This window comes from Blautia sp. TM10-2 (genome assembly GCF_003480845.1).
Classification (GTDB): Bacteria; Bacillota; Clostridia; order Lachnospirales; family Lachnospiraceae; genus Fusicatenibacter; species Fusicatenibacter saccharivorans.
Genome location: NZ_QUJZ01000003.1, coordinates 203,476 through 227,051, shown reverse-complemented (window position 1 = coordinate 227,051; position 23,576 = coordinate 203,476). Strand labels below are relative to the sequence as shown.

Sequence of the window (23,576 nt, the reverse complement as noted above, 5' to 3'; positions counted from 1 at the left end):
ATTTTGATAATCAACGATCCTATTCCATTTAGATTCGTTTTTGTCTACATTCATAGTATGACAAAAAAAATTCAAATGAATTTTCACGTACGAAAAAAAATAGAAATTAATCATTATTACAAAACCACAGTTTTCCACAATGATTGTATTAAGTGTACCACTTTGACCTTGCAAAAACAATCACTTGATTGTATTTTAGTCAAAAAATTGGCAGAATTTCTATCATGTCGTGGTAAAAGTCCTGCCAATAATCCACTTACTTATTTGTTCTTTTTATATGCACTCCATGCTTCATCCGCAGATTTGAAGTATCCAACCTGCAGACTTTCTTCGCGGACGATGATATCAAAATCTTTCATCTCATCTTCTGGTGCATTCTTCGAAACAGTTACGGTAGTAAACAGTGGGGTTGTTTTAGATCCTTTTGGGAGAATCTTCTTATAATAATAGTAGCCATCATTTTTAAGTTCCCAGTCGGTCGTATTCCAGTTTACAGTGCAATACTGCTGCATATCACTGTCTGAAAACAAAATCTGCATACGAACATATGTATCGCTGCCATTATTTTTGACGCGAACCTCTTTTTTTACTACGCTTCCGGGCTTAAAACTCGGGTCTGGAAAAACCTCTTCGATGTTGGTATCATTTACAGCCACTTTGAGCTTATTATTTGTCTGCTCGGAGTCGGTGAAGTACGCAAGCACTCCACCAATTCCAGCGACAGCACAAAGAAGCATCAAACAAGTAATGAGGAAAAACCGTTTCTTACCTTTTACTTTCTTCATCTTTGTGTCCTCCAAAATTATTTCGCTTTAACAGGTACGGTAAACGAGGCTGTTAATTTAACGCCATCTTTGTTGTAAGTGACAGTTACCGTGCAATTGCCGCTACTATTCGGGAACGTCTGAATACTTGTCGTGTAGGTGCTTGCATCTACAATAACACTGGAATCCTTGGTTCCGTCATTGGTAGTCAATGTGGCTTCAATTTGATTTTTATCTACCGAAGATCCGCCAGATACAGGACTGCTACCAACCCATTTAGCAGTAAAGGTATACTTCACGCTATTGTCTTTGGTAGACTGCAGCGTGTTGTCTACAACATCCGTATGCGTATAGTATTGCCAATCGTATTTGAAGTTTGTAAATGTTGCATTGTAAGTATCATTTGCTGGTGTCATGTTGAAAGTTACATGTTCTCCAGAAACTGTACCACCTTGAGATGTAAGGGTAGACAACTTATATCGTCCTGTTTCTTCCTCGGTTGCAACATAATCGCCCATCGGAATATCCTTAAATACCTCTGACAGAGATACATATCCGTCTGATCCGGTATTTTTCTTAACGGTGGCGGCATCAAATCGTACCTGTCGATAATAGGTGTGTGATTTTCCTGCATAATCAGTACCCGTCAGTTTAAGGATAAAGATTGGATCACCGTTTTTGAAATTGATGTCAGATGCTTTGATACGTTTTGTAAGTGTGATCTGCTTAGTTTTAGGTAAGTTCTGAAGAGTGCCTTTATCTACGGTTGCTCCATTTTCATTAATGGTCACTTCAAAAGACTCCAAAATATAACCTTTATTCGCTGTGCAGGACTGCTCCTCGACAAGATAGGTATCATATAAGAATCCTTTACCACTTCCAAAATTCACATCTTTTTCATAGATATAACCATCACTGGCAGTATTCACAATATGTGACTCGCCGGTTGTTTTACTCGTGATTTTAAATGGAATATTGGCCATGGCCTTGTTTTTCTCATCTGTTTTATTGAAACGAATGTAACCTCTATACATTTTTTCTTTGGATACTGGTTTGTTTTTTAATACAGCCTTATCATTTTCGATCACAGAATTCATAACATATACATTAGAATCCAGCTGATATCCTTTTGGTGCTTTTGTCTCTTGGAATGTTGTGGTTCCAACTGGGAATACAACTTTTCCGTTCTCCTTATAGAAGTCTGGACCGCTTACCAGATGATCTGCATCCAGTTTGATCTGTCCCTTTGCATCTGTTTTTAATACCCATGTGTATTTTGCTTTTCTGCCAGAAGCTGCCGGATCGGTTGTGGAGACTACATCATAATATTTCATGGTGTATTCCGCACCCTGTAAGGAGCCTGCTCCCTGTGGTTTAGCAAGTCCTGTTTCTGCATCCACTTTTTCAAGAATAACTTCTGGAGCAGGAACCTGTCCCGGTTTATCCTTACCTGTCACGTTGGCAGTCACAACACTGGATGTCAGAGAAGCTGTCAGTGTATCGGTGGAAAGATAATATCCAGCCGGAGCTTTTAACTCTTTCAGAGTATAGGTTCCTAACGGCAGGTTCGATAAAGATCCTTTTCCTTCCGCATTTGTAACGATGGTTCCCACCTTTGTGCCGGCAGCATTGTAAACACCATATTCAGCACCTTTTAAATAGTAGGATTCGTAGTCTGAATGCAGATCGGTGGTGGATTTTTTGACAAGATTGATTGTTCCGGTTTTCGGAGGCTCTTTTACGGTAACGGAAAGGTCTTTTTTGTCTACCGTAAACTGCTGATCTTCTGCCAACGAATATCCCTGAGAAGCAATGGTTTCATGTAACCAATAGGTTCCATTTTTCAGCTTAACAGAGAAAGAACCGTTCTCGTCGGTATAAGCATCGGCTACTTTTGTTGTCTTATCGGAAGCATAAATCTCAAATTTGGCGTTTTTCAGTGCATAGTTTCCGTTATTTGCTGTAATCGTTGTATTGCCGGATACCTTATTTACAGTTACTTTGAAGGTATCCTGTGTATTCTTGGCATCCAAAACAATTGTTTTTACACCAGCCTGGTCAACGGTAAACTCCTGTGAAAAAGTTCCGGTGTAACCGTCAGGGTTCTGTGTTTCGACAACTTTGAATTTGTTGCCATCTGCTTCATCGCCCTGAATGTTGTTAAGTAAGTAGCACTTATCTGCTTCTACCCAGTTCATATTGGCGTAGGTCTGCCATTTACTGTTCTTCCATTTGTAAACGGTAAATTTCGCACCTTTTAAGACTGCACCTGAGTCAGAGTCAGTTTTATTGATACGAAGCACACCTACTTTCGACATTGAGCCAACATATTCGGATGTATAACCAAATTCTGAAGTATACCAAGTATTCGGTGATGCTGACGTTGTGTTGGACGAGCCTTCCCATCCATTAAATTTGGAACCTTCTCCATTATAAAATGAATCTGGATATTTTTGGATTCCTTCCTCTTTTAATCCTCCTCCAGGACCTGTAACCTTACTAATCGTGCCTCCATTATAGAAGATAACGGTCTGGCTGTCTCCTTCAAAGGTATATGTTACCCAGCCATTTGAATTATCAGGAGTTGTTCCTCCATCACTTTCACCACCTCTTCTAGCAGACCAGATAGCGTCTGTTCGCGGATCATACACCAGACGATCGTCTGCTTCCTGTGTCAAATAAATATTTTCTACTTTTTCCTGAATATGGAAGCCCTGCGCAAAGTCAAGGTCGGACATGGTAAAATGACCCATTAAGGAGATAGGATCTCCATTCTGTTTGTAATATGCAAACTTGACTTTAATCCATTTTAAACCCTTGATGTCGATTAACGGAGTATATCCTTTGGATAAATCTTTGGAGTTATTCGGGCCAAGAGAAACAATAACGGCATCGATGTCATCTCCGATAGCTGGTTTGTGTGGTGCTTTGTATTCATCCGGAACCTTTGTGTTTTGCCAATCTAGGAACCAGATTTTCATGTTGACAGGGGAGCCGTCATAATATCCCACATTGGTATATTCTGCATACAGATGACCTTGCGCTCCATCATGCGGAATAAAAGAACGTGTATTACTCCAGTTGGTCGTATCAGCCTGTGGCGCCCACCAATTGGAAATAGCTTTAGAATAATATTGGGCGTTTTTACAAAATTCATTATCCCATGTATAATTGCTATCGGTTGTACCAAAAGTGATTTTTGTTTTGCTACCGATAATTGGGGTAAAATAATAATTTCCGTCAATTGGTGTATTCTTAGTAACAATACTTCCTTTTTTCGCGGTTGCAACAGAATTAAGACCATCCATACCTGCGGAAACTTTCCCGGATCTGCTTGCGAAAAGACTGATTCCATTGCTTAATTCAATAAGATCACTGGCGCTTAAATGTTCTTTTAAGAACTCATTTTCACCCCAGTCGGCGGTAACATCAGAAAGTCTGTTATTATACTTAACATTTTCTTCTGACGAAGAGGTTGTAGTGTCTGCAGAAGTTTTGGTATCGTCTTCTTTAGCAGTGTTTTTGTCATCTTCCGGAGTTGTAACCACTACAGGAGCCGGAGTCGTTACGGTTGCCGGAGTATCTTCTTCCTGCTTTTCGGCAAATTCAGCAGAAAGCGTAAGCGACTGATCTGCAACAACATTCTGCGTGAGATCGGATTCTTTGCTTTCTACTTCCGTTTCTGTGCCATCAGCATATGATGTACGGATTTTCTGGATCTGATATCCATCATCAGCAGTTACCTCATAAGTGACTTCTGTTCCCTTATTTACAGTAATTGTCTGATTGGTTTTATCTTCACCGTTGATCAGAAATTTTCCATGACCATCGGTCTGAAAAGCAAGATCTACGGTATCATCCGATGCGGTGTTCTCTGCATCCGTATCGAGATTCAGCTCTGTTGTTCCCGTTCCATCTTCTGAATCCGCAAAGGCGGAGAAAGTGCTGACCCCGACAGATGTCATAGCCATAGTAAGAATCAGAAGAAACGAAAGAGCTTTTTTGATTTTTTCGTTAATTTTCTTCATTGCCTTTTCTCCTTTTCGTTGATGCTGAAAGCATAATGATTCCGGCTGCGCCGAGAGAAATGCTTAATCCGGCAAATGCGGATGGAAGAGAAGAATCTCCCGTTGCAACTGTCTTATTTGGAGTTTCCGGTAATTCAGCGGTGAAAATCCATTTGGTCTTGGTCTTATTCATCGCATACTGATTATCCAGCTCTGCAGGAACTGTAAGCGTGTAAGTAAGATCTTTGGAGCTGCCCTGTGCAAAATCACCCAATAACACTTTATTGGTAATCTCGCCAGCCATGCTGCCATCGTATAATGTCTGACCATCGCAGGCGATCTTCAGATGCAGCTTCTGGAGCAGATTATCATCCGCAATCGTGTCCGTTCGGAAGTAAATTTTAACCGACTGGGCATATTTGTTGGAAATCGTGACTTTTCCAGATACCACATCCCCCGGCATAAGGGTTCCCCAGTTGGAGAAGAAATCATCTCCCACCTTAACCAACCCAGCTGCTCCACCTTCGTATGCAACGGAAAACGGGTTATTGCTGGTAACCGGAACTGTATATGCATCCGTTACACTCTGTTCGATAACGGTGCCAAACCACGGATCATCAGATTTGAAATTCGGAGTAAAATTCTTTTCCTGAACTGCATCCGCAGTAAAATTGATTTTCTGATCTTTTTCTGAAAGAGCTTCTGTCCATTCCGCAGGAATGCTGACGGATTTCAGAAATTCTGCAGCTTCGCCATGTTTTACAGGCTTGGTGTAGTAATAATAATCACCACATTTAACCCAGTCATCACCCAGATTCAGCAGCGAATCATCCAGCATATTTCCATCAATGGTCGAATCATCAAATGTGACCTTCATTCGCACCCATGCATCATTGGCCAGATTGAAGATATCAACTAACTCATCGACTACCTGTCCCGGGACAACCACCTGCGCATCATCGAAATCAGTTTTTTCTCCCTTTTCGTCTAAGCCATGTTTTTCCAGACTGATATTGATATTGCCAATGTCTACATTGTTTTCCACAGACACTTCGGACTGTGCGGCGAATACAGGATATGCACTGGCAAACGTTCCTGCTGAAAGCAGAATGCCAAGTAATGTAGCTGAAATTTGCATTCTTTTTTTACTCATATCCACTCTCCTCTTTCTCTTTCCCAAAAAAGGCAGACGGTTCAAGGTCTGCCTTTTGAGAGGAATTAAAAAATTATTTCAAAATTGCAGGCGGCGCGCCGCTGATTAGCGATTGTTGCCATGAACATCTTTGCTGTTGTTGGTGTTCGCGTCTTTTTCGTTGCCGCTGTAGTCATGTCCGGTAGTCGTACCGTGAGCTGCATCGTAGCTTGTTCCCTGTTTGATGAAGATGTCGTAGATGGTCTTCAGATTTGCTGTGGTCAGCTCATCGGTCAGATCTTTTCCGGTCTTGTCCAGGATCTCCTCGGACTGGATTGCAAAGCCTTCAACCTTGATGTCGTTTGCGGAATCCGGAAGAATTTCGTCCTCGATGACGTTTTTCATCTGGATCTTATCGAACAGAGAAGATGTCTTCTGTCCTTTCAGCAGTTTGGTTTTATAACCAAAGACGTAAGTACGAACACCGTCTTTCGAAGCTGTTGCGCCGGTATCCTGAACCTCTTCGTCAACCAGTTCCTGCCAGTTCGCATCGAAGTTGTTTCTTTCCTGATTCTGAGCATCAGCAACATCTTTGAAGTAGAAGATCTCCTGGCTCTTACGGCCGTCTTTGCTTACAGTGCCGTCATCAGCAACCTGGGTAACATATTTGGTCGGAACGGTAACTTTGAGGAATACTACTGCGCTGTTCGATCCGGTGTTTTCGATCAGCGGGTTCTTTGCCAGTTCCTGATTCGGAACAACATCCTCGGCTTTATCCGGGATATTGTTGTTGTTTTTATCGGTTGTATCCCAACCCGGCTCCTGCACATCGATTTTTACTTTGCCGATGGTGAAAGTGTTGGTAGTCTGCTCAGAATCGGTCAGGTAAGCCATTGTGCCTCCTACACCAAGTGCTGCTACAAGTCCACATGCAGCCATTGTTGTTAATGCTTTTTTCTTATTCATTGCTCTTTTTCGCATATCCTTTATTCCAGCAGATAAGGATACGCTCTCCTCTCTAAATTTTTTTTATTTCAATCCTCATTTTGAGGCTCTGCTGTCTTTTTCTTATCTCCTGAAGAACAGGTACTCTCCAGAATAAGGCTCATTATGTTCAGAATGATAATCCATGCAATTATCACAGGCATCCCTTTTTTGCCCAAAGCTGAAATTAGAAATCCAACTTTTGGAATGCTGAAAAGATACTTTCCAACAATTTGATCCTGTGTAACTGTATGAGCATCTGGATTATCGTTTGCATCGCCCTGAAAGGTATATTCAGACTGATCTTTTTTGATGATACGGTGTGTAACCAGCTCATCATTAGCCAGCCGATACGTTACTACATCTCCTACCTTAACTGCAGTATCTTTCGTATTCACAAAAGCAATTGCGCCTGTATGTATTTGTGGCTCCATAGATCCCGATAGAACAACATAAGGATTTATCCCAAACAATTTCGGGACGGCAAAGACAGAAGCCACAAGAGCAATTACAACAGTTAAGATCAAGACGATCCTTCCAAAGGCTTTCGAAAAACTCTTCATTACAAAATCTCCTTTGCTTTTCATATACTTAAAACTTTAGGTTCCGTGTCAAAACCTCTTTTGCTGGTCATCCAGACTTGTGCTGGTCTTGGCTCTTTTAATCCATCCTGATAACCCGCGGCATATGTTTTATTCAGAAGTTTTTCAAAATCTGCCTTTTTAATCACTATTTTATTATTCGGATCTTCTGTATCTGGCTTAAAGTCATAAAACACAATTGGTTCCATAAGCTTATTCTCCTATTCTCTAATGATTCTGTCTTACAAATATCCACCATATATAGTATTGTAAATCCAACGAAATTTTACATTCCAAAAATTCATATATACATTTTGGAGAAGGGAGCAGCCGCAACATTCCTTTTTTGTACCTGTTTAGGATCTTGGTTGTACCGCCGCATTTTTCCGTCTGGGATGAGTGCAGTGCAAATAGCGGTATGATGGGTTTACACATTCGAAAAAGCTCAAAAAAGTCAGGAGGCGACTTTGAGTTCAGCACGTAAAAGAATGCTACGGCTTTTCTTCTTCCATATATAGTATTGTAAATCCAACTGAAAAAAAGCTTCGTTTTTTTCAGTTGGGCTTTAACCGCGCAAATACCTCGGTCAATTTAGGATCAAACTTTGTTCCAGCGTTATTTTTGAGGTATTGAAGCGCCTTTTCAGGGCTGCAGGGCTCTCTATAGCATCTGAATGATGTCAAAGCATCATATACATCACAGATCCGAAGAATTCTGGCTCCATAGGGGATATCATTTCCCTGCAATCCAAAATATCCGCCGCCATCGTAATCTTCATGGTGGTATAGGACCATTTGGGCGGTTTCCGGTGAAGTATGGCACTGAATCATACGGTATCCAATTTCAGCATGCAACTTCATGATGAAGTATTCCCCCGGAGTTAATTTTCCAGGCTTATTTAGGACCTGCTCTGGAATTTGAGTTTTTCCAATATCATGATAAATTGCTGCCAACTGGACATCCATAGTCGCCTTTTCGTCCATGCCTAACAATATGGTCATATCTGTAACTAAATAGGCTACATGGAGACAATGTTCGCAAAGTCCTGAATTCATGATTTTTCCCTCCTACTTATAGTATTGTAAAAACAAATTGAAAAGCCCTCCGGTTTTTGAATTACCGGAGGGCTTGAAAATTATTTCTTATTTTTTTTCTTTCTTGTTGCAATAAAGAGGCCTGCTCCAAGAACTACAAGTACAGCCGTAACCACTGCCAGAATCGGCATAGTATTGGTATCACCTGTCTGAACAGCCGGAATCGGCGGCGGGGTTAATGTTACGGTCTGATCCGTATCATTAATATCCTTATGCTCGCCAACAGGACTGTCATTGGTCGAGATTGTCTCAAACGCTACCAGAGTTTTGCTTTCAAGACCGTCTCCTTTGAAAGTAAATTCAATTTCAACGGTTCCATCTGCTTTATTCGGGACAAATGTCTTTGTTGCTGTAACTTCTTTTCCGCCAATAACAAGAGCTGATTTAGTCACCTTGTCCATTAATACACCTGTTACAGTATATTTCTGGCCAGGAATCAAATTTTTATAAGCGATCTTGTCTACTACGGTAAGAGTTCCTTTGGAGGTGAGCTGCTTATCGCCATCTGCCTTATCCGTTGCGGTTGTATGAAGTTCCGGAACATAGATTGTCTGCTTCTCATCATTGATGTCAGCATGAACAGCCACATTCTTTCCTTCATAGGTACAGGTTTCGAATGCTACCAGAGTTTTTCCTTCCAGTCCGGTTGCGTCAAAGGTAAAGGTAACAACAACGGTTCCATCAGCTTTTTCTGGAACAAATTTGGTTTCAGCAGTAACCTCTTTGTCGTTGACAAGAAGTGCTTTTCCTGTTTCTTTGTCCATCAGGGTTCCCGTCATGGTATATTCTTTACCCGGAATCAGTCCCTCGTAAGAAACTGTGTCTTCGAGAGTAACTTTTTCGTCTGCGAGAGCATTATGGCTCTTGCTTTCCGTATCCTGTACTTCAGTCTGGATATGCGGAACATACACGGTCTGCTCTGCGTCATTGATATCTTTATGCTCACGAACGATGATTTCATCATCACCCTTCTGATAATATAAATCCTCGAACGCAACATAAGTGTGTTCAACATCTTCCAGTTCGGTTCCATCAAAGGTAAAGATAACGTCAACTGTTCCGTTCGCTGCCTCTGGGACAAATGTGGTTTGTCCAGTTACAGGAGTGGCTTCATCAGCTACCGTTTCTTCATCATTTTCAGATGTGATCATTTTTGCTTCTACCGCTTTGTAGGTGATCTCACCATCTTCTTCTACTTTTTCCTGCAGTGATCCTTTCAATACATATGTATTTCCCGGGATCAGATTCTCGTAGGTTACAGTATCTGTGATTGTGATATGTCCATCGCGGTAAGAGTTCTTGATACCCGTTTCAGCATCGACTGCTGATGTATGGATATCCGGCAGATATACGGTCTGATTTTCATCGTTAATATCTGCATGTGTTGTCAGCTGAATACCTTTATAAGAAAGATCTTCAAATGCAACTACAGTTTCGCCTGCTACGGATTCTGCATCAAAGACAAAGACTACATCAACAGAACCATCTTTGGTTTCTGCTGTAAAGGTTGTAGATGCCGTAACCTCTTTTCCGTTAACCAGCACAGGTTCTTCCGTATAGGTGACTTCATCTGCAGGCTGTTCGGAATCATCCGGAACATCTGGGGTTTCTGCATCCTGATTGGAATCATTCGATTCGTCCTCATTCTTTACAGGAACTTTCTTCATCAGCTTTCCGGTTACGGTATACTCATGGCCAACGATCAGGTTACGGTACTGTACGATATCAACAAGTGTTGTCTGTCCAGATACGGCTCCCTGATGATCATCGGTTGTCTGATCTACATTTGTGGTATGGATCTCCGGATAATGCACAGTCTGTCCATCATCTTTCATATCTGCATGAGATGTTACCTTTACGCCATTGTGATACAGATCCTCAAAAATAACGACATCATTTCCCTGTAACTGGGTAGAATCCAGGACAAATTCAAGTGTTACTTCGCCGTCTGCTTTTTCCGGAACGAATGTTTTTTCGGAAGTGACATTGTTTCCTTCTGCATCGGTTGCCATTCTGATGCCACTGATTGCACCAGTAGCCGACATTTCAGATGCTGTATAGGTGTATTTCTCGCTGCCACTGGAAATTACAAAGGTAAATACCGGATTCGCATCTTTCAGAGTTTCAGAAGAGTTAATAGTTGCAATAACAGTTCCAGATGCTTCTGTTGGCGTTAATGTACCAGAATAACGTAATTCCGGAATATCATTTCCGTCTGCATCAACTGCAGTTCCCGTTACCTGATATGTCTTTCCAACGGTGAGGCCGTCATATTCAGCGCGGAAACCATACTGATAGGATGCACCCGGATTAACCATTGCGCTTCCTTTTACAGTGTATTCTTTGCCCGGAATTAAATTCTCATAGCGGACTACATCTTTAATGGTTACTGTGCTGCCAATTACGCCTTCTTTATCGTTTGTGGACGCATCGGTTGCGGTTGTATGGATTTTCGGAATATGGACACTCTGATTTTCGTCTGAAATATCTTCATGCCGTGCAACGTCAATATCGTTATGGAACAGTTTCTCAAATGCTACGGTTGTTTTTCCTTCCAGCGCATTGCTGTCGTAGTTAAATAACAGATTAACTGTTCCCGAAGTTTTGGTTGCTGTAAAGGTCATTTCTGAGGTGATTTCTTTTCCATTCTGGGTAATGGCTTTTCCGGTATTCTTATCCATCAGAGTACCTTTTACGGTATAGCTCTTTCCGATAATAAGGTTTTCGTATTTAACCGTATCCACAAAACGGCCATCTTTTGCGGATGTTCCAACGTGATCCTTGGTAGAACCATCAGAAGCAGTCGTACCGATCTTCGGGTAGTGGATTGTCTGCTCTTCATCGTTAATATCCGCATGGGATGTTACATTTTTCTTGTTATGGTACAGATTCTCATATACAACGGTAGTTGCCCCAGCTAAATCAGAAGCATCCAGCTTGTATACAAGGTCAATCGTTCCATCTTTTGTCTCTGCCACAAATTCTGCAGACGCTGCGATTTGTTTGCCGCTCGCAACAAGCGGTTTGCCGGTGTCTTTATCCATAAGTACGCCGGAAATGGTATAACGCTTTCCTACTACCAGATTCTTGTAGGATACGTGGTCGATAATCGTTGTCTTTCCGACGGTTCCGACACCATCGTTCGTCTGTTTATCGACTGCGTTCGTACGGATCTCTGGGAAGTAAACGCTCTGCTTATCATCGTTGATATCTGCGTGTGTGGTAACGGTGACTCCGTTATGGAGCAGCTCTTCAAAGATAACAACTGTGCGGTTTTTCAGATTACTTGAATCTAAGGTAAAGGTTAAGGATACTTCGCCGTTCGCTTTTGTTGCCTTAAAGGTAACACTCTGAACAACATCTTTGCCATCTTTGTCTTTTGCAGGAACTGCCTGCTCCGATCCAGATGGTTTAATCATTGCTTTTCCAGAAATGGTGTATTCTTTACCTACTACCAGATTTTTATAGGATACAACATCGGTAATCTGTACTTCTTTACCGATAGTTCCTACCTGATCTCCAGTTTCAACACTTGTAGCTGTTGTCTGAATCTTCGGAATCTGTACAGTCTGGCCTGCATCATTGATATCCTCGTGACGAGCAACATCTTTTTCATTATGATACAGTTTTTCATACGCAACCGTTGTTTTTCCTTCCAGCACGCTGCTGTCATATACAAATGTAAGATCAACGCTTCCTTGGGCTGCCGTAGCTGTAAAACTTGTTTCGGCTGTTACGGCCTTTCCATTCTGCTCAATGGCTTTTCCGGTTTCTTTATCCATCAAGGTACCTTTGATCGTGTACTTCTGTCCAACAATCAAATTGCTGTAAGATACAGTATCAACAAGGCGTGCTTCTTTGGATGAGGTTCCTACATCATCTTTTGTGCTGTGATCCTTTGCAGTGGTGCGGACTTTAGGATAATGAACAGACTGTTCCTCATCATTAATATCCGCATGGGATGTTACATTGATCTTATTGTGAATCAGATCTTCAAAAACAACTACCGTTTTATCTTCCAGCACAGAAGCATCCAGCTTATAGGTCAGATCTACCGTACCGTCTTTGGCGGTTGGCTTGAAGGTTGTTGTTGCTGTGATTTCTTTTCCGTTTACGAGTAACGCCTTTCCGGTGTCTTTATCCATGAGTTTTCCGGAAACCGTATACTCTTTGCCTGGGATCAGATTTTTATATGTTACATGATCAATGATCGTAGTCTGTCCAACAAGTCCTACATGGTCCTTTGTTTGACTATCTGCTGCATTCGTGCGGATGGACGGATAATATACCATTTCGTTTGCATCAGACAGATCGGTTGCTTCTGCTACTTTGGTTTCGCTCTTATCGTCATTGACAAGGTACATTGTCTGTGTGATAACCGCGGTTCCCTCAAAGTCAGATGAATCCCAGTTGAAAGTAACATCGACAGAACCAGATCCTTCCTTGCTGTGTACGTGGAAGTTCTTAGACGCAGTAATTGCTTTTCCATCTGCTCCGGTTAATGCTTTTCCGGTGGACTGATTTACAAGCGTTCCTCTTACAACATATTCCTTGTCATAGGCTAATCCTGTATAGGAAACAGTATCGGTAATCTTGTCATTTTTGCTGCGTACACCACTCTGATCGGCCGTTGCATCATCCTTGGCAACAGTTTTCAGACTCGGAATCGTAACGGTCTGGTCGGTATCGTTGATATCTTCATGGGCCTGGACTTCAATGCCATCCCAATACAGATGCTCAAACGCAACCAGAGATTTTCCTTTCAGTTTCGAACTCTCAAAGCTGAAGGTGATATTCACAGTGCCACTTGATTTTTCAGCAGTAAAAGTCTGCTCTCCGGTGGCAATTACGCTTCTGTCATCTTTTCTGACCAGCTGTCCTTTTAACGTATAAGTACGTCCAACCTTCAGACCACTGTATTTAACTGTATCAACTACGGTAGCCTTTTCACCAACTGGAACACTGTGGGTTCCTGTGGTTGTGTCTTTTGCGGTTGTTTTAAGGACAATTGTATGGTTGACCTGCGGGTTTAAGCTTACATTGGTCTTCTCGGAATCTACGGTTACTGTAGTCTCGATCAGATCTTTTCCATAATTTCCCTTGCAGGCAAGCTCACGGATGGAATAAGTTCCATACTGCAGTGCGCCACGGTCTTTATTTACGGTTCCATCACCAAACCATGTTCCATACTGGCCGGAAAGTTTCGATTCATCGGTAATCTTCTTTCCGTCCTGATATTTATCAAGGCCATTGGTATTGGTTGTATGTGCGATTTCTGAGGTATCTACAACACCATCCTTATTGGAAAGGACAACGTGGGATTCCTTGGTTTCATTATTGGTGATCAGGAATGGAATGTTTGCCATTGCACTTCCATCATCATCGATCTTATAGAAATGAAGATCTCCACGAATGATGTTATCCGAAGCAGTAAATCCATCCTCTGCAATCACGGTATCACCATAATGCAGTACAACTGCATCACCTTTTTTCTGAATAGTACCGAAAAATTTACCTTTTACCGAAACATCGCCATTGGTGAAATTATTGTCTTTGTTGTAGCCTTTGACAGCACTGGTTTCTTCAATAGTAATTGTTCCTAACGGTAAAATTGGGCTGCCATTGGCATCGAGATAGAAGTCATCGCCTTTTACTTTGCATGTTTCACTTAACTGCGCGCGGTAAATGTCTTTGCCTCCAACCGTTCTCTTGATGGCTTTGATAACCCATGTTTTGGTCGCTTTTTCAGGAAGATCAGACTCTTTTTCATAGATCTTATTGTAATATTTTACTGTAAACTCTGTACCGGAAAGATCTTTAGAAGTATCCTTATTTCCTTCAGAATCGACTTTATTGATCGTAATAACTGCTGGGTCATTTAACGGTTCATCTGTCATGGTAACTTCTGCTGTCTTTTCTGGTTCTACTTTAATAGAAGGCATTTCTGTATTAAGTTCAAAGCCCTCTGGAGCAGAAATTTCTTTGACTTTGTATGTTCCAGCATCAACCTTGCCAAAATCGGCAACACCTTTTGCATTTGTTTTTGCTGTTGCCACCTGTTTTCCATTTGAATCGATCAGTGCAAATTCAGCACCCTCTAAGGAATAGCAGCTATTACCATTCGTCAGGGATTCATTGGCAGATTTTTTGATTACCTTTGCTTCGCCCTGCTGCAGCCATGTTACAGTCAGCGATGTAGAGGAAGTATTCGGGAACATCTGGATATAGGTTGTATGCTGTACGGAGTCATCTCCAGTATCAACGATCATTGCCTGAGAATCATTCATGGATGCGCCAAGCTCTCCGGTGGAATAGGTTTTTCCCGGATTCGTGCCGGCCTTCGCAAACAAGAAAAATTTCTGTCCACCATTGATGGTAACATTCTGATTCGTGTACTCTCTGTCGGGAGAATACAGATGGATGTATACACCCTGCGGAATTTTCATTGTTACGCTGTTCATATCATTCGCATTCAGAGTAATATCCGGTGTACGCTGTTTACCATCGGTAGAATCGAAGTAAGCAGTAGCCTTTGTTTTACTGAACGCAACTTCCGTACTTTCGATCAAATGTGCTTTTGCAAAATCGAGAATAGGCTTTGCAAGATCAATACCATTCTGTTTTCCCTCTTCGCCAGACAGCTGCTCATTTCCATTGTACGCATAGTTCAGCGCAAATGTAGTTCGAATAATGGCTTCTTCCTGTCCCATACCAGCAAGAGGACCTTTGCTGAATCCCTGACCGCTCTCTCCATAGTAGAGAACTGTACGGGCAAGGTTGTTATCAAATGGATTAGCAACACCGGAGTTGGTATATCCATTATGATCCGGCGTATGTTTTTCCTGCTGCATACAGAAAGCTCTCTTATTATCGATGATAAAAATCGGAACCGATCTACCACCGTAATGTGCAAATCCCATTGTGCTGATTGTTACTTCTTTGCTTTCAGCTCTGGATCTTGACAGATCAAACAGTGCAATTTCGGATACATCCGGAAGTTTATAGGCTTCTGGACCAGCCGCAGGCTCGTCGGCACCTGGGTCGGTGGATAAAATTGAATTATCAACCGTATCCGTTGTCTCTGCTGCATTTTCCGAAGGATTCGATGTTACTTCGCCTGCCGCATTCGACGCAGATTCATTATCCGCACTCCTCTGGAATGCGATTTCAAGAATCTTGTCTCCTTCCACAGCAATATCATTTGAATACTCCTGTGTTTTTTCCGGCAGATCAACATCATCTGCTCCTGCATCTGTAGTTACTCGATACGTTGCGATATAATTTCCGTCATCGCTCGTGACTTTGGTTTTAACAACAGTACCTTTATCGGCTTCAAGGACAAGATCATAACTATTTTCCGGTTCTGCAGTCGTCACATTGCCGTTTGCATCGGTAATTGTTGTTTTGTCGTTCTCTTTTCGGATTGTCTGCGTATTTTCTTTTCCATCACTACTCTGTGTTGTGACTACAATACTTCCGCCGGCATTATCAATCTGGATTGATAATGTACCACGTTCCACTGCTTCTGGAATAATATCCGTAGTTGTGGATGGATCGTTGTCATCATCTGTTGCGGCGCTGACGGTATTTACGCCAACCGAACCGCTACTCATTGCTACCAGCAGTAATCCGGCAGTGACTTTCCGAAGATAGTCCTTCATTTTCTTCATCATCACGCAATCTCCTTTTCTATATTTTTTTATCCAACCCGGGTGACGAATCCGGAGTCGAATAAGGGATATTTATTTGTCCCTGTATATAGTATTGTAAATCCAACTATTTTTTTTGATCGTTTTTTCAAAAGTGCTTCGGCGGGTTGATTTTTGCTATATGCTGTACGCAACGAATGCGAAAGAAGAGGGAAATATAGAGGATCAAATGATGCGGAGACATATGGTAGGCAAGTGGTAGACGATCTGGAAGCGCAGAATAGAAAGAAAGGACCATGAAATTTCCATGATCCTTTTCAACACTATAAAGTAATTCACGAGGTAGTAATAACGGATTTTCCGTTTACCAAAAATGAGGAATCGACTTTTTCGATTGCGGGAAACAAGTATACTAACAAAAACAGATCAAACAAAAACAGTGTAAAAAATAATTGTTGTGCATCTGGCCCGGATGACACGAAGCATGAATTCGAAGCGGCAGAGAATATCAAATCATCAGTCAGCCAAAAGAAGGCATCTGCTCCAAACCGAAAGGAAGCAAATGAGCTATTCGAACATCTTTGGGCGCTTTATTCCTCAAAGAGGGGGAAAGGACAAGTCAGCGACTAGAAATATCAATTTTTAGTAGCTCCGCAACCACTGCACTTATAGCCAGTCAATCTTTGCTCAGTTCTGGCTTGCTCGTCTACAATTGTTTCGTCATATGCTTCGCTAACCAATCTCTGTTCATCATATGCGTCCTGATCCGTAACCGTTGTGCTTCCAACACAAACTTTTTGTGAACTATAGCTATGATCCGTAACAGCCGAATGATCACCTACAGCTTCGATTGCATCTGGACCATATCCAAAATCTTCCCCACATACATTGCATACCTGATGGTATTCATAAATTGGTTCCTCATGGGTAACCGCGTCATGGTGGATTGTCTGATATACTGCATCGTGATGGACGGTATGGGTTTTCGCTGGGATGTTTACGGTCGTATACTGCTCAACCCAATTATGTTCATGAGGAGCCTTAGTTGGAGCAGGTGTGGCGGTTGGAGCCTTAGTTGGAGCAGCAGTCGTTGCCGGGGTACTTGGCTTCTTGGTTGGAGCAGGCGTTGATGTTGAAGAAGATTTCGGGACACTCTTGGTCGGAGTCGGGGTCGTTTTAGTGCTTGCGCTGGTATTCTTTTGGGACTCCGTATCCTTTTGGGCTTCTTCCTTTGGCTTATCCGTAGGTGTAGGCGATGCTTTCTTTGTATCTTCTTTCTTTTCGGAAGTATTTGATTCCTGTTTTTTGTCAGAGGTTGTTACCGTATTTGAAACTTCTTTTCCCGAATCAGCCGAAACTGATGTAGTTCCCTTTTTTTTACAGGACTCCGGAATTTCTGTCTTTTCTTCAACCTCAGTTCCATCGCTCTTTTTGCAGATCTCATCTTTGGACCCAATTACTACCGTATCTTTATCAGCCAGCTTTTCGGCTTCTGTTTCGGAAACAACAGATACTTTCTGGGTAATGGTAATAACAGGGTTTGTATTGGTGGTATATTTGGCTCCTCCCGGGGTTGCCTTCGGGTTTTCTTTTGAGGACAAATATTCAGCCAGCTTCTCTGCATTTATCTCTACTTCATATTTTACTTCATATTCCCCAACTTTTTCTAAATCAATCCCTGAACCACTGGCAGAAATGGAATTTACAATATCCTTATCATAACAAATTCCATGCAGCAGGTTTGGAGAATCAGCGCTTTGTAAAATATACAGATCATGAATTCCAGATACTGCATCTTTGATATCTTCCTCAGTATAATTATCCTCAGTGATAATATCTTCAGAGGAATCCACAACGGAATGGCTTTCTTTTACAATGGAAGAACTGGAAACACTCTGGGATTCAGAATTACCTGTTTCTGGAGCAGTCTGCGTTTTCGGAGTCCCGCATCCTCCCAATCCGGTACTCAATAATCCTGTCATAACCAATAAGGACATTTGCGTTCGTTTTCTCATAAAAAGATCTCCTTTCTTTTCTTAAGGATGTATTTCGGTTATATATGGTATTCCAAAAAAGATTTCTATTGCGTTTTCACGTATATGAAAAAATTGGGATATCTCGGGTAACCCAAACTGTTCTTTATTATACCGCGGCTACAACGGAACTACAATCATCTTATTGTTTTATAGTACAAGATAAGACTATTATTGTATCGTAAGGGACGATAATTGAATCACTTGGGACAATAACGCAGATAATTATTTGAAATTTGCTAATGAATTTCATGTACCAGATCTCAAAAATGACCTTTTACGGTCCGCAGATAATCCCAGGTAACAAAATTAGGGAAAAATATAGGCCAGAGGTCGCTAAATAATGCTTTCGTGTTGGAAAGTGGTAGGATAATATATTTTTTTAGGCTATTTTTACTGGATTTTTCTTATTTTTTTGGCATATTTAGAGGGAGTCCTATATTATCCCTAATAAACAAGGTCTTTCAAAAACGTCTATAGATAAAGCAAATTCTTGCTTCAGTTCTAAATTCAAAAAAATGGTCTAATATAAGACTATTGTATTATTTTAGACTATAGTTTTTAGTAGGACTATAATCAAAGGCAAAAAAAACAACCTGGGAGATTTCCCAGGCTGTCATGTATTTCACTTAATTGCGTTTTGCTTCCATGCAAACATCATTCCCAGCGTAGCCATCTGGTGGCAAATCCTCCTCAAAGATTTTCTAAGCGCATATACGCCTACATGCACGATCAAATTCAAATGTAGCAGCAGCAAGCATATCTACGCCAAATTGCCATTTTTCTGTTTGGATTCCACGATACTTCTGCCACAAAGCTTCCAAGCCATCATATGCCATCTTACAAAACGATTCACTGGATTGGCAGCTCGTGAGTACCCGTCCAAGCATGTTCCGGAATAAAACATAATATTCCTTAAAAAAGTCAACATACTGTTCCAGGCTAATTGTCTTCCATGTTTTCTGCTCCGTTACTCGCCCAAGTGCAAATAACAGATCAAAGGAGAAGTCTCCCGGGTAGAACTGGATAAACTTCTCTGAATATTGGGAGAATAAAGCATTTGAATCTTCGGAAGTATACATTTCACGAAAAAATTTGTTAAAATCCTGAAACAGATTGAAATAAAAACTTCCTTTTGAAAAATTGTAACAATCCATAAAATTCCTCCAATCATTCATGAATACATTTTTCGTAAAGCATCACAATTGAGTAACCGATCACCATGATCAAGATAGCTTTAAAGATCTTATCCGCCTCAATAGCTACGGTAATCCACCACATAACGAAAAACGCACCCAAGATCCCTAATAATTCCAAAATATCATCCTTGTTTTCTTCGATGTATCTTTCGAACCGTACACCTAACCAATATCCAATTTCTCCTAAAGTATCCAATGTTTCATTAAATTTTTCATTGAATTTTTTCATTAAAGTCGTCCTCTCTTTGACAAAATGTATTTCAGATCTTATAGGTTTCGATACTCCTTTCATCGTTTATTTGATCTGATATTCATAGAATTAGAAAGGCGAAAAAAAATAAGCGAAACCTTTTACAGTCTCGCTTATTTGGATATCCATTATAAATAATCTCTTAACAATGCTTTTCTTCGCGGAGAACGCATTTTCATGAGGGCTTTTGCCTCGATCTGACGGATTCGTTCTCTGGTGACGTTCATTTTCGAGCCAATTTCCTCTAATGTCTGTGGCTTTTCGCCGTTAAGACCATATCGCATTTCCAACACGGCTCTCTCACGCTCTGTTAAACTATCCATTGCTTTTTCCAATGCATCACACAACGATGAATAGACAGCGGATTTTTCAGGATTTGACTGCATATTTGTAGCCGGGACAAAATCTCCGATCGAAGTATCTTCCTCCTCACCAATTGGTAAATCCAAGGATGCCGGCTGTTGCTGATAATTTCTTAACGCAGCTAAGGCCTCTTCAGAAATTCCAAGAGCTTTTGCAATTTCGCTCTCTTTTGGATCTCGCTGCAGTTCCTGTCTCAATTTAATTTCCATCCTGCGAGCTTGATTAAATTTATCAAAGAGATGGACCGGAATACGAATTGTACGACTGTCATTACAGATAGACCGTGTAATCGCCTGTCGAATCCACCAAGTCGCATAAGTGGAAAACTTATATCCCTTCCTGTAATCAAAGCGGGTGACCGCATTCATGAGTCCCATATTTCCTTCTTGAATTAGATCCATAATGGAAAGATTCGAACCTCCAACATAGCGTTTAGCAACACTTATGACCAGACGTAAATTAAAACGAATAATCCTATCCCTTGCCTCAGCGTCTCCGGCCTCATACCTTTTAAAAAGTTCTTGCTCTTCTTCCAGACTCAAAAGAGGATCATTTCCAAGTTCGTTCAGGTACATCTTAACAGAATCAGTGCAATCTAAATCAAAATCGTCCTCTAATAAAGTATCATCAGAAGAAGCATTTTCCTGCTCCACAAACTTAAAGTAAATAACCTCGGCCTGTTTTTCATCAATTCCCTCTTTGATACAGCTTTTCCTAAACTGTTCAAAAGAAGACTGTTCTTCATAGATCTTCTGCAATCTTGAGGTGATTACCATATTTTCCTTCGTTTCCATAATTTCTTACCACTCTTCCGTTTCAAATTTTGTCTGCTTGCTATCCCTGTCCAGTACAATTGCTGCACGGAATTTATTTCCTTTTTTCGACACAAAAGAAATATAATTAGCCGTTCGGCCATCAACAAGGATCTGACGAACCTCATCTTCTGTCAGCTCGTGTTTACAAACGTTTGTTCCTAAATGAAAGCCGCATCCAGAACGATCTGGGCAAGCATATCCCCAATCATACTTTTTCAACGACTTGTTGCAGAATGGGCAAATTAATTCAGTTTCTTCTGCCGGCGGGAAGTAGAATTTTACCTTTCCGGATTCACGATCAACGATCAGCCGTGCATTAAATTTTTTCTTTTCTTTTGACACAAATCCTCTGATTGTCTGTGTCTGTCCCTCCTTGAATAAAAGTTCCAGATCTGCGGTTTTTAATGTTACTCCGCAAACCTTTTTGGGAACTTTAAAATCACAAGTTTTTTCTTTATGGCCGGAGCAGCCATACATATTCAAATATTCTTCCATTTTCTTACCGCATATAGGGCATGTGTAATCTGTCATTTTTCCTTCTTTCCCAGCGCCTAAAATAGGATTTATAGGGGCTGTTATAACTTGATTTGTCCAGTTTCGAACAGATGCTTGTAAGTCACTGAGGAAAGATTCATAAGAATCCATTCCATTTTCTATATCATCAAGCCGTTTTTCCCATTGCGCTGTCATAACGGCCGATTTTAGTTCTTGAACAGGAAAACATGCAATCAAATTTATTCCTTTTGTAGTTGGAATGATTGTCTTGCCTTTCTTTTCTATGTATTGTCTATCTTCCAGCGTCTGGACGATAGATGCCTGTGAGGAAGGTCTTCCTAATCCTAGCGGACGTTCCCCGGGCTTCCCAGCCATGAGCCTACGCAGCTCTTCATCCTCTAATGTTTTTCCGCAATTGATCATTGCGTTCAGCAGAGTTGCGTCTGTATAACGTTTAGGCGGTTCCGTTTCTTTTTTTAACGCTTCGAAATCAGCGGTAACTATCTCACCATTCTTAACATTTGGGATAATTTTATCTTTTGGAACACCAAGAACAGCTAAAAAGCCTGCCGACACCAACGTCATTCCTGTTGTTTCAAATACTTCATTCTCAACAACTGTCTGAAATTTTGTTTTGTTAAATACCGCATCCGGGAACAGCATGCAGATTACAGACCTCGCAATTAAGTCATATAGTTTTCCTTCATCACCAGTAGGCATTCCCGCTTTGGGGGTTGGTACAATAGCATAATGGCTGGAAACTTTATGACTATCGAAATAATGTCTGTCTAAGGGATCTACTCTTCTTCCAGTGTTGTACTCAGAATACACTGTAAGAGACATCAAATGGTCGATGGTCCGCTGCATTTCTTCCCCCATATCATCTGGCAGATAGACGGAATCTGTACGTGGATATGTTATATATCCGTTTTCATACAACTTCTGTGCCAACGAAAGTGTCTTAGACAGTGAAAATCCATATTTTTTATTGGCATCCATCTGCAGTGTGGACAGATCGTACAAATATGGCTTTTTCTTTTTGATCTGCTCCGTGTGCAGATTGGATATCACACCAACATGTGATCCATTCTGCAGCTTACTTAATAATTCATGTGCTTCCTGAGCGTTTGGAATTTTTTGTGATACATGGGTTCCGATATATTGGATTCCCTTTTGTGTCGCAAATTTTCCCTGAAGGACAAAATAAGGGGTTGGCTTAAAATCATGTATCTCATTTTCCCGTTGCACAATCATATTCAGGACCGCTGTTTGTACACGCCCAATTGACAGTACCCCATTGTTCGGATATTTAAGTGTACAGGCGACTGTAAGATTCATTCCAACGATGAAATCTCCTGTTGAACGCGCTCTTCCGGACTCAATAACAGATAACCGATCTGTACTGCTAACCAGATTTTCAGGTAAAAAAGCCTTTTGAAAAGATTCCTGGGACTGTTCATGAAAGATAGCCCGCGAGTATGGAGTATTACACTGCATATAGCGATACAAATAATCCATAATCAAATCACCTTCACGATCACTATCTGTCGCACAGATAATATGATTTGCTTTATTGAAGATGTTTTTTATGACGTTGTACTGTTTCGTATTGTTGCCAAGCAATTTAAGCTCATAATGGTCTGGAATATATGGTAATGGAATATTTTTCCAATTCTGATACCGTATATCAATGTCCGGAAGTTCCTTGAGCGTACACATATGCCCATATCCCCAAGTAACATAAGCTTCCTGCCCCTGATAGCGGATTTTAAAATATCCATTTTTAGTCCGTTGGGCCTTGATCTGACGTTCGTATTTTTCCAATTGGCTGAATGTTACCACTACACCATTTTCCAACGGAATCCCGAATAATGCCGCCGCGATTTTAGTACCCATATCTGGTTTTTCTGCATAAATCGCAATCATTTTGTTTCCTCCGTTTCCAAAGAATCAACCAAAACCAAATTTTCACATAAAAATTTACGAACCATTTTCCGAGCTTCTTTATTTTCTTCTGTTGTGATGCCAGTAACATCGATCCAGATCAGAAAATCAATATATTTTGCTGGATTTTTTTCAATGTATTCTGAAAAATCCCACAAAGTCGGAGCGTAATCTTCTGCTTGAAACCTCATGATTCGAAATTTTTCGCACATTTTATCGTAATCTTCATACGTGCAAACAATTTTTGACATTTTACACCTCCCTAT

14 protein-coding genes are annotated in these 23,576 nt (G+C 41.0%); all 14 read right to left on the bottom strand.

The features are described 5' to 3' along the window. Positions 1-260: 260 nt before the first annotated feature. Positions 261-785: a BsaA family SipW-dependent biofilm matrix protein gene (locus DXD92_RS04340; RefSeq protein ID WP_118640157.1), complete on the bottom strand. Its 525-nt coding sequence runs from the start codon at positions 783-785 to the stop codon at positions 261-263. A 17-nt stretch (positions 786-802) separates the two neighbouring features. After that, entirely contained in the window at positions 803-4,792 is a 3,990-nt protein-coding gene (locus tag DXD92_RS04335) for an MSCRAMM family protein (protein ID WP_118640156.1), read from the bottom strand. Beyond that, positions 4,779-5,924 carry a hypothetical protein gene (locus DXD92_RS04330; RefSeq protein WP_117802208.1) on the bottom strand — a complete coding sequence of 382 codons (1,146 nt, stop codon included), beginning with the start codon at positions 5,922-5,924 and terminating at the stop codon, positions 4,779-4,781. The genes DXD92_RS04335 and DXD92_RS04330 overlap by 14 nt, the downstream gene beginning before the upstream one ends. A gap of 105 nt (positions 5,925-6,029) precedes the next feature. Further along, complete coding sequence (locus DXD92_RS04325) at positions 6,030-6,884, bottom strand: SipW-dependent-type signal peptide-containing protein (protein ID WP_118640155.1); 855 nt, start codon at positions 6,882-6,884, stop codon at positions 6,030-6,032. 53 nt (positions 6,885-6,937) lie between these two features. After that, entirely contained in the window at positions 6,938-7,450 is a 513-nt protein-coding gene (locus DXD92_RS04320) for a signal peptidase I (protein WP_158581764.1), read from the bottom strand. A 20-nt stretch (positions 7,451-7,470) separates the two neighbouring features. Continuing rightward, the gene (locus DXD92_RS04315; RefSeq protein WP_117802211.1) at positions 7,471-7,677 is read right to left on the bottom strand and encodes a hypothetical protein; all 207 of its coding nucleotides are present in this window, start codon (positions 7,675-7,677) and stop codon (positions 7,471-7,473) included. Between the two features lie 345 nt (positions 7,678-8,022). Then, positions 8,023-8,523, bottom strand: a complete 501-nt coding sequence (locus DXD92_RS04310) for an HD-GYP domain-containing protein (RefSeq protein WP_118640153.1) — start codon at positions 8,521-8,523, stop codon at positions 8,023-8,025. A gap of 80 nt (positions 8,524-8,603) precedes the next feature. Beyond that, complete coding sequence (locus tag DXD92_RS04305) at positions 8,604-16,235, bottom strand: VaFE repeat-containing surface-anchored protein (protein WP_118640152.1); 7,632 nt, start codon at positions 16,233-16,235, stop codon at positions 8,604-8,606. Positions 16,236-16,846: 611 nt separating this feature from the next. Beyond that, positions 16,847-18,226, bottom strand: a complete 1,380-nt coding sequence (locus DXD92_RS04300) for a hypothetical protein (RefSeq protein ID WP_118640151.1) — start codon at positions 18,224-18,226, stop codon at positions 16,847-16,849. Positions 18,227-18,948: 722 nt separating this feature from the next. Next, positions 18,949-19,401, bottom strand: a complete 453-nt coding sequence (locus DXD92_RS04295; RefSeq protein ID WP_118640150.1) for a hypothetical protein — start codon at positions 19,399-19,401, stop codon at positions 18,949-18,951. Positions 19,402-19,414: 13 nt separating this feature from the next. Then, complete coding sequence (locus tag DXD92_RS04290) at positions 19,415-19,672, bottom strand: hypothetical protein (RefSeq protein WP_117802216.1); 258 nt, start codon at positions 19,670-19,672, stop codon at positions 19,415-19,417. Between the two features lie 149 nt (positions 19,673-19,821). After that, a complete protein-coding gene (locus DXD92_RS04285; RefSeq protein ID WP_117802217.1) occupies positions 19,822-20,850 on the bottom strand; it encodes a sigma-70 family RNA polymerase sigma factor in 1,029 nt (342 codons plus the stop codon). A gap of 6 nt (positions 20,851-20,856) precedes the next feature. Continuing rightward, positions 20,857-23,292 (bottom strand): type IA DNA topoisomerase, encoded by a 2,436-nt coding sequence (locus DXD92_RS04280; RefSeq protein WP_117802218.1) that lies wholly within the window; start codon positions 23,290-23,292, stop codon positions 20,857-20,859. Next, positions 23,289-23,561 (bottom strand): hypothetical protein, encoded by a 273-nt coding sequence (locus tag DXD92_RS04275; protein WP_117802219.1) that lies wholly within the window; start codon positions 23,559-23,561, stop codon positions 23,289-23,291. The genes DXD92_RS04280 and DXD92_RS04275 overlap by 4 nt, the downstream gene beginning before the upstream one ends. Between the last annotated feature and the right edge of the window lie 15 nt (positions 23,562-23,576).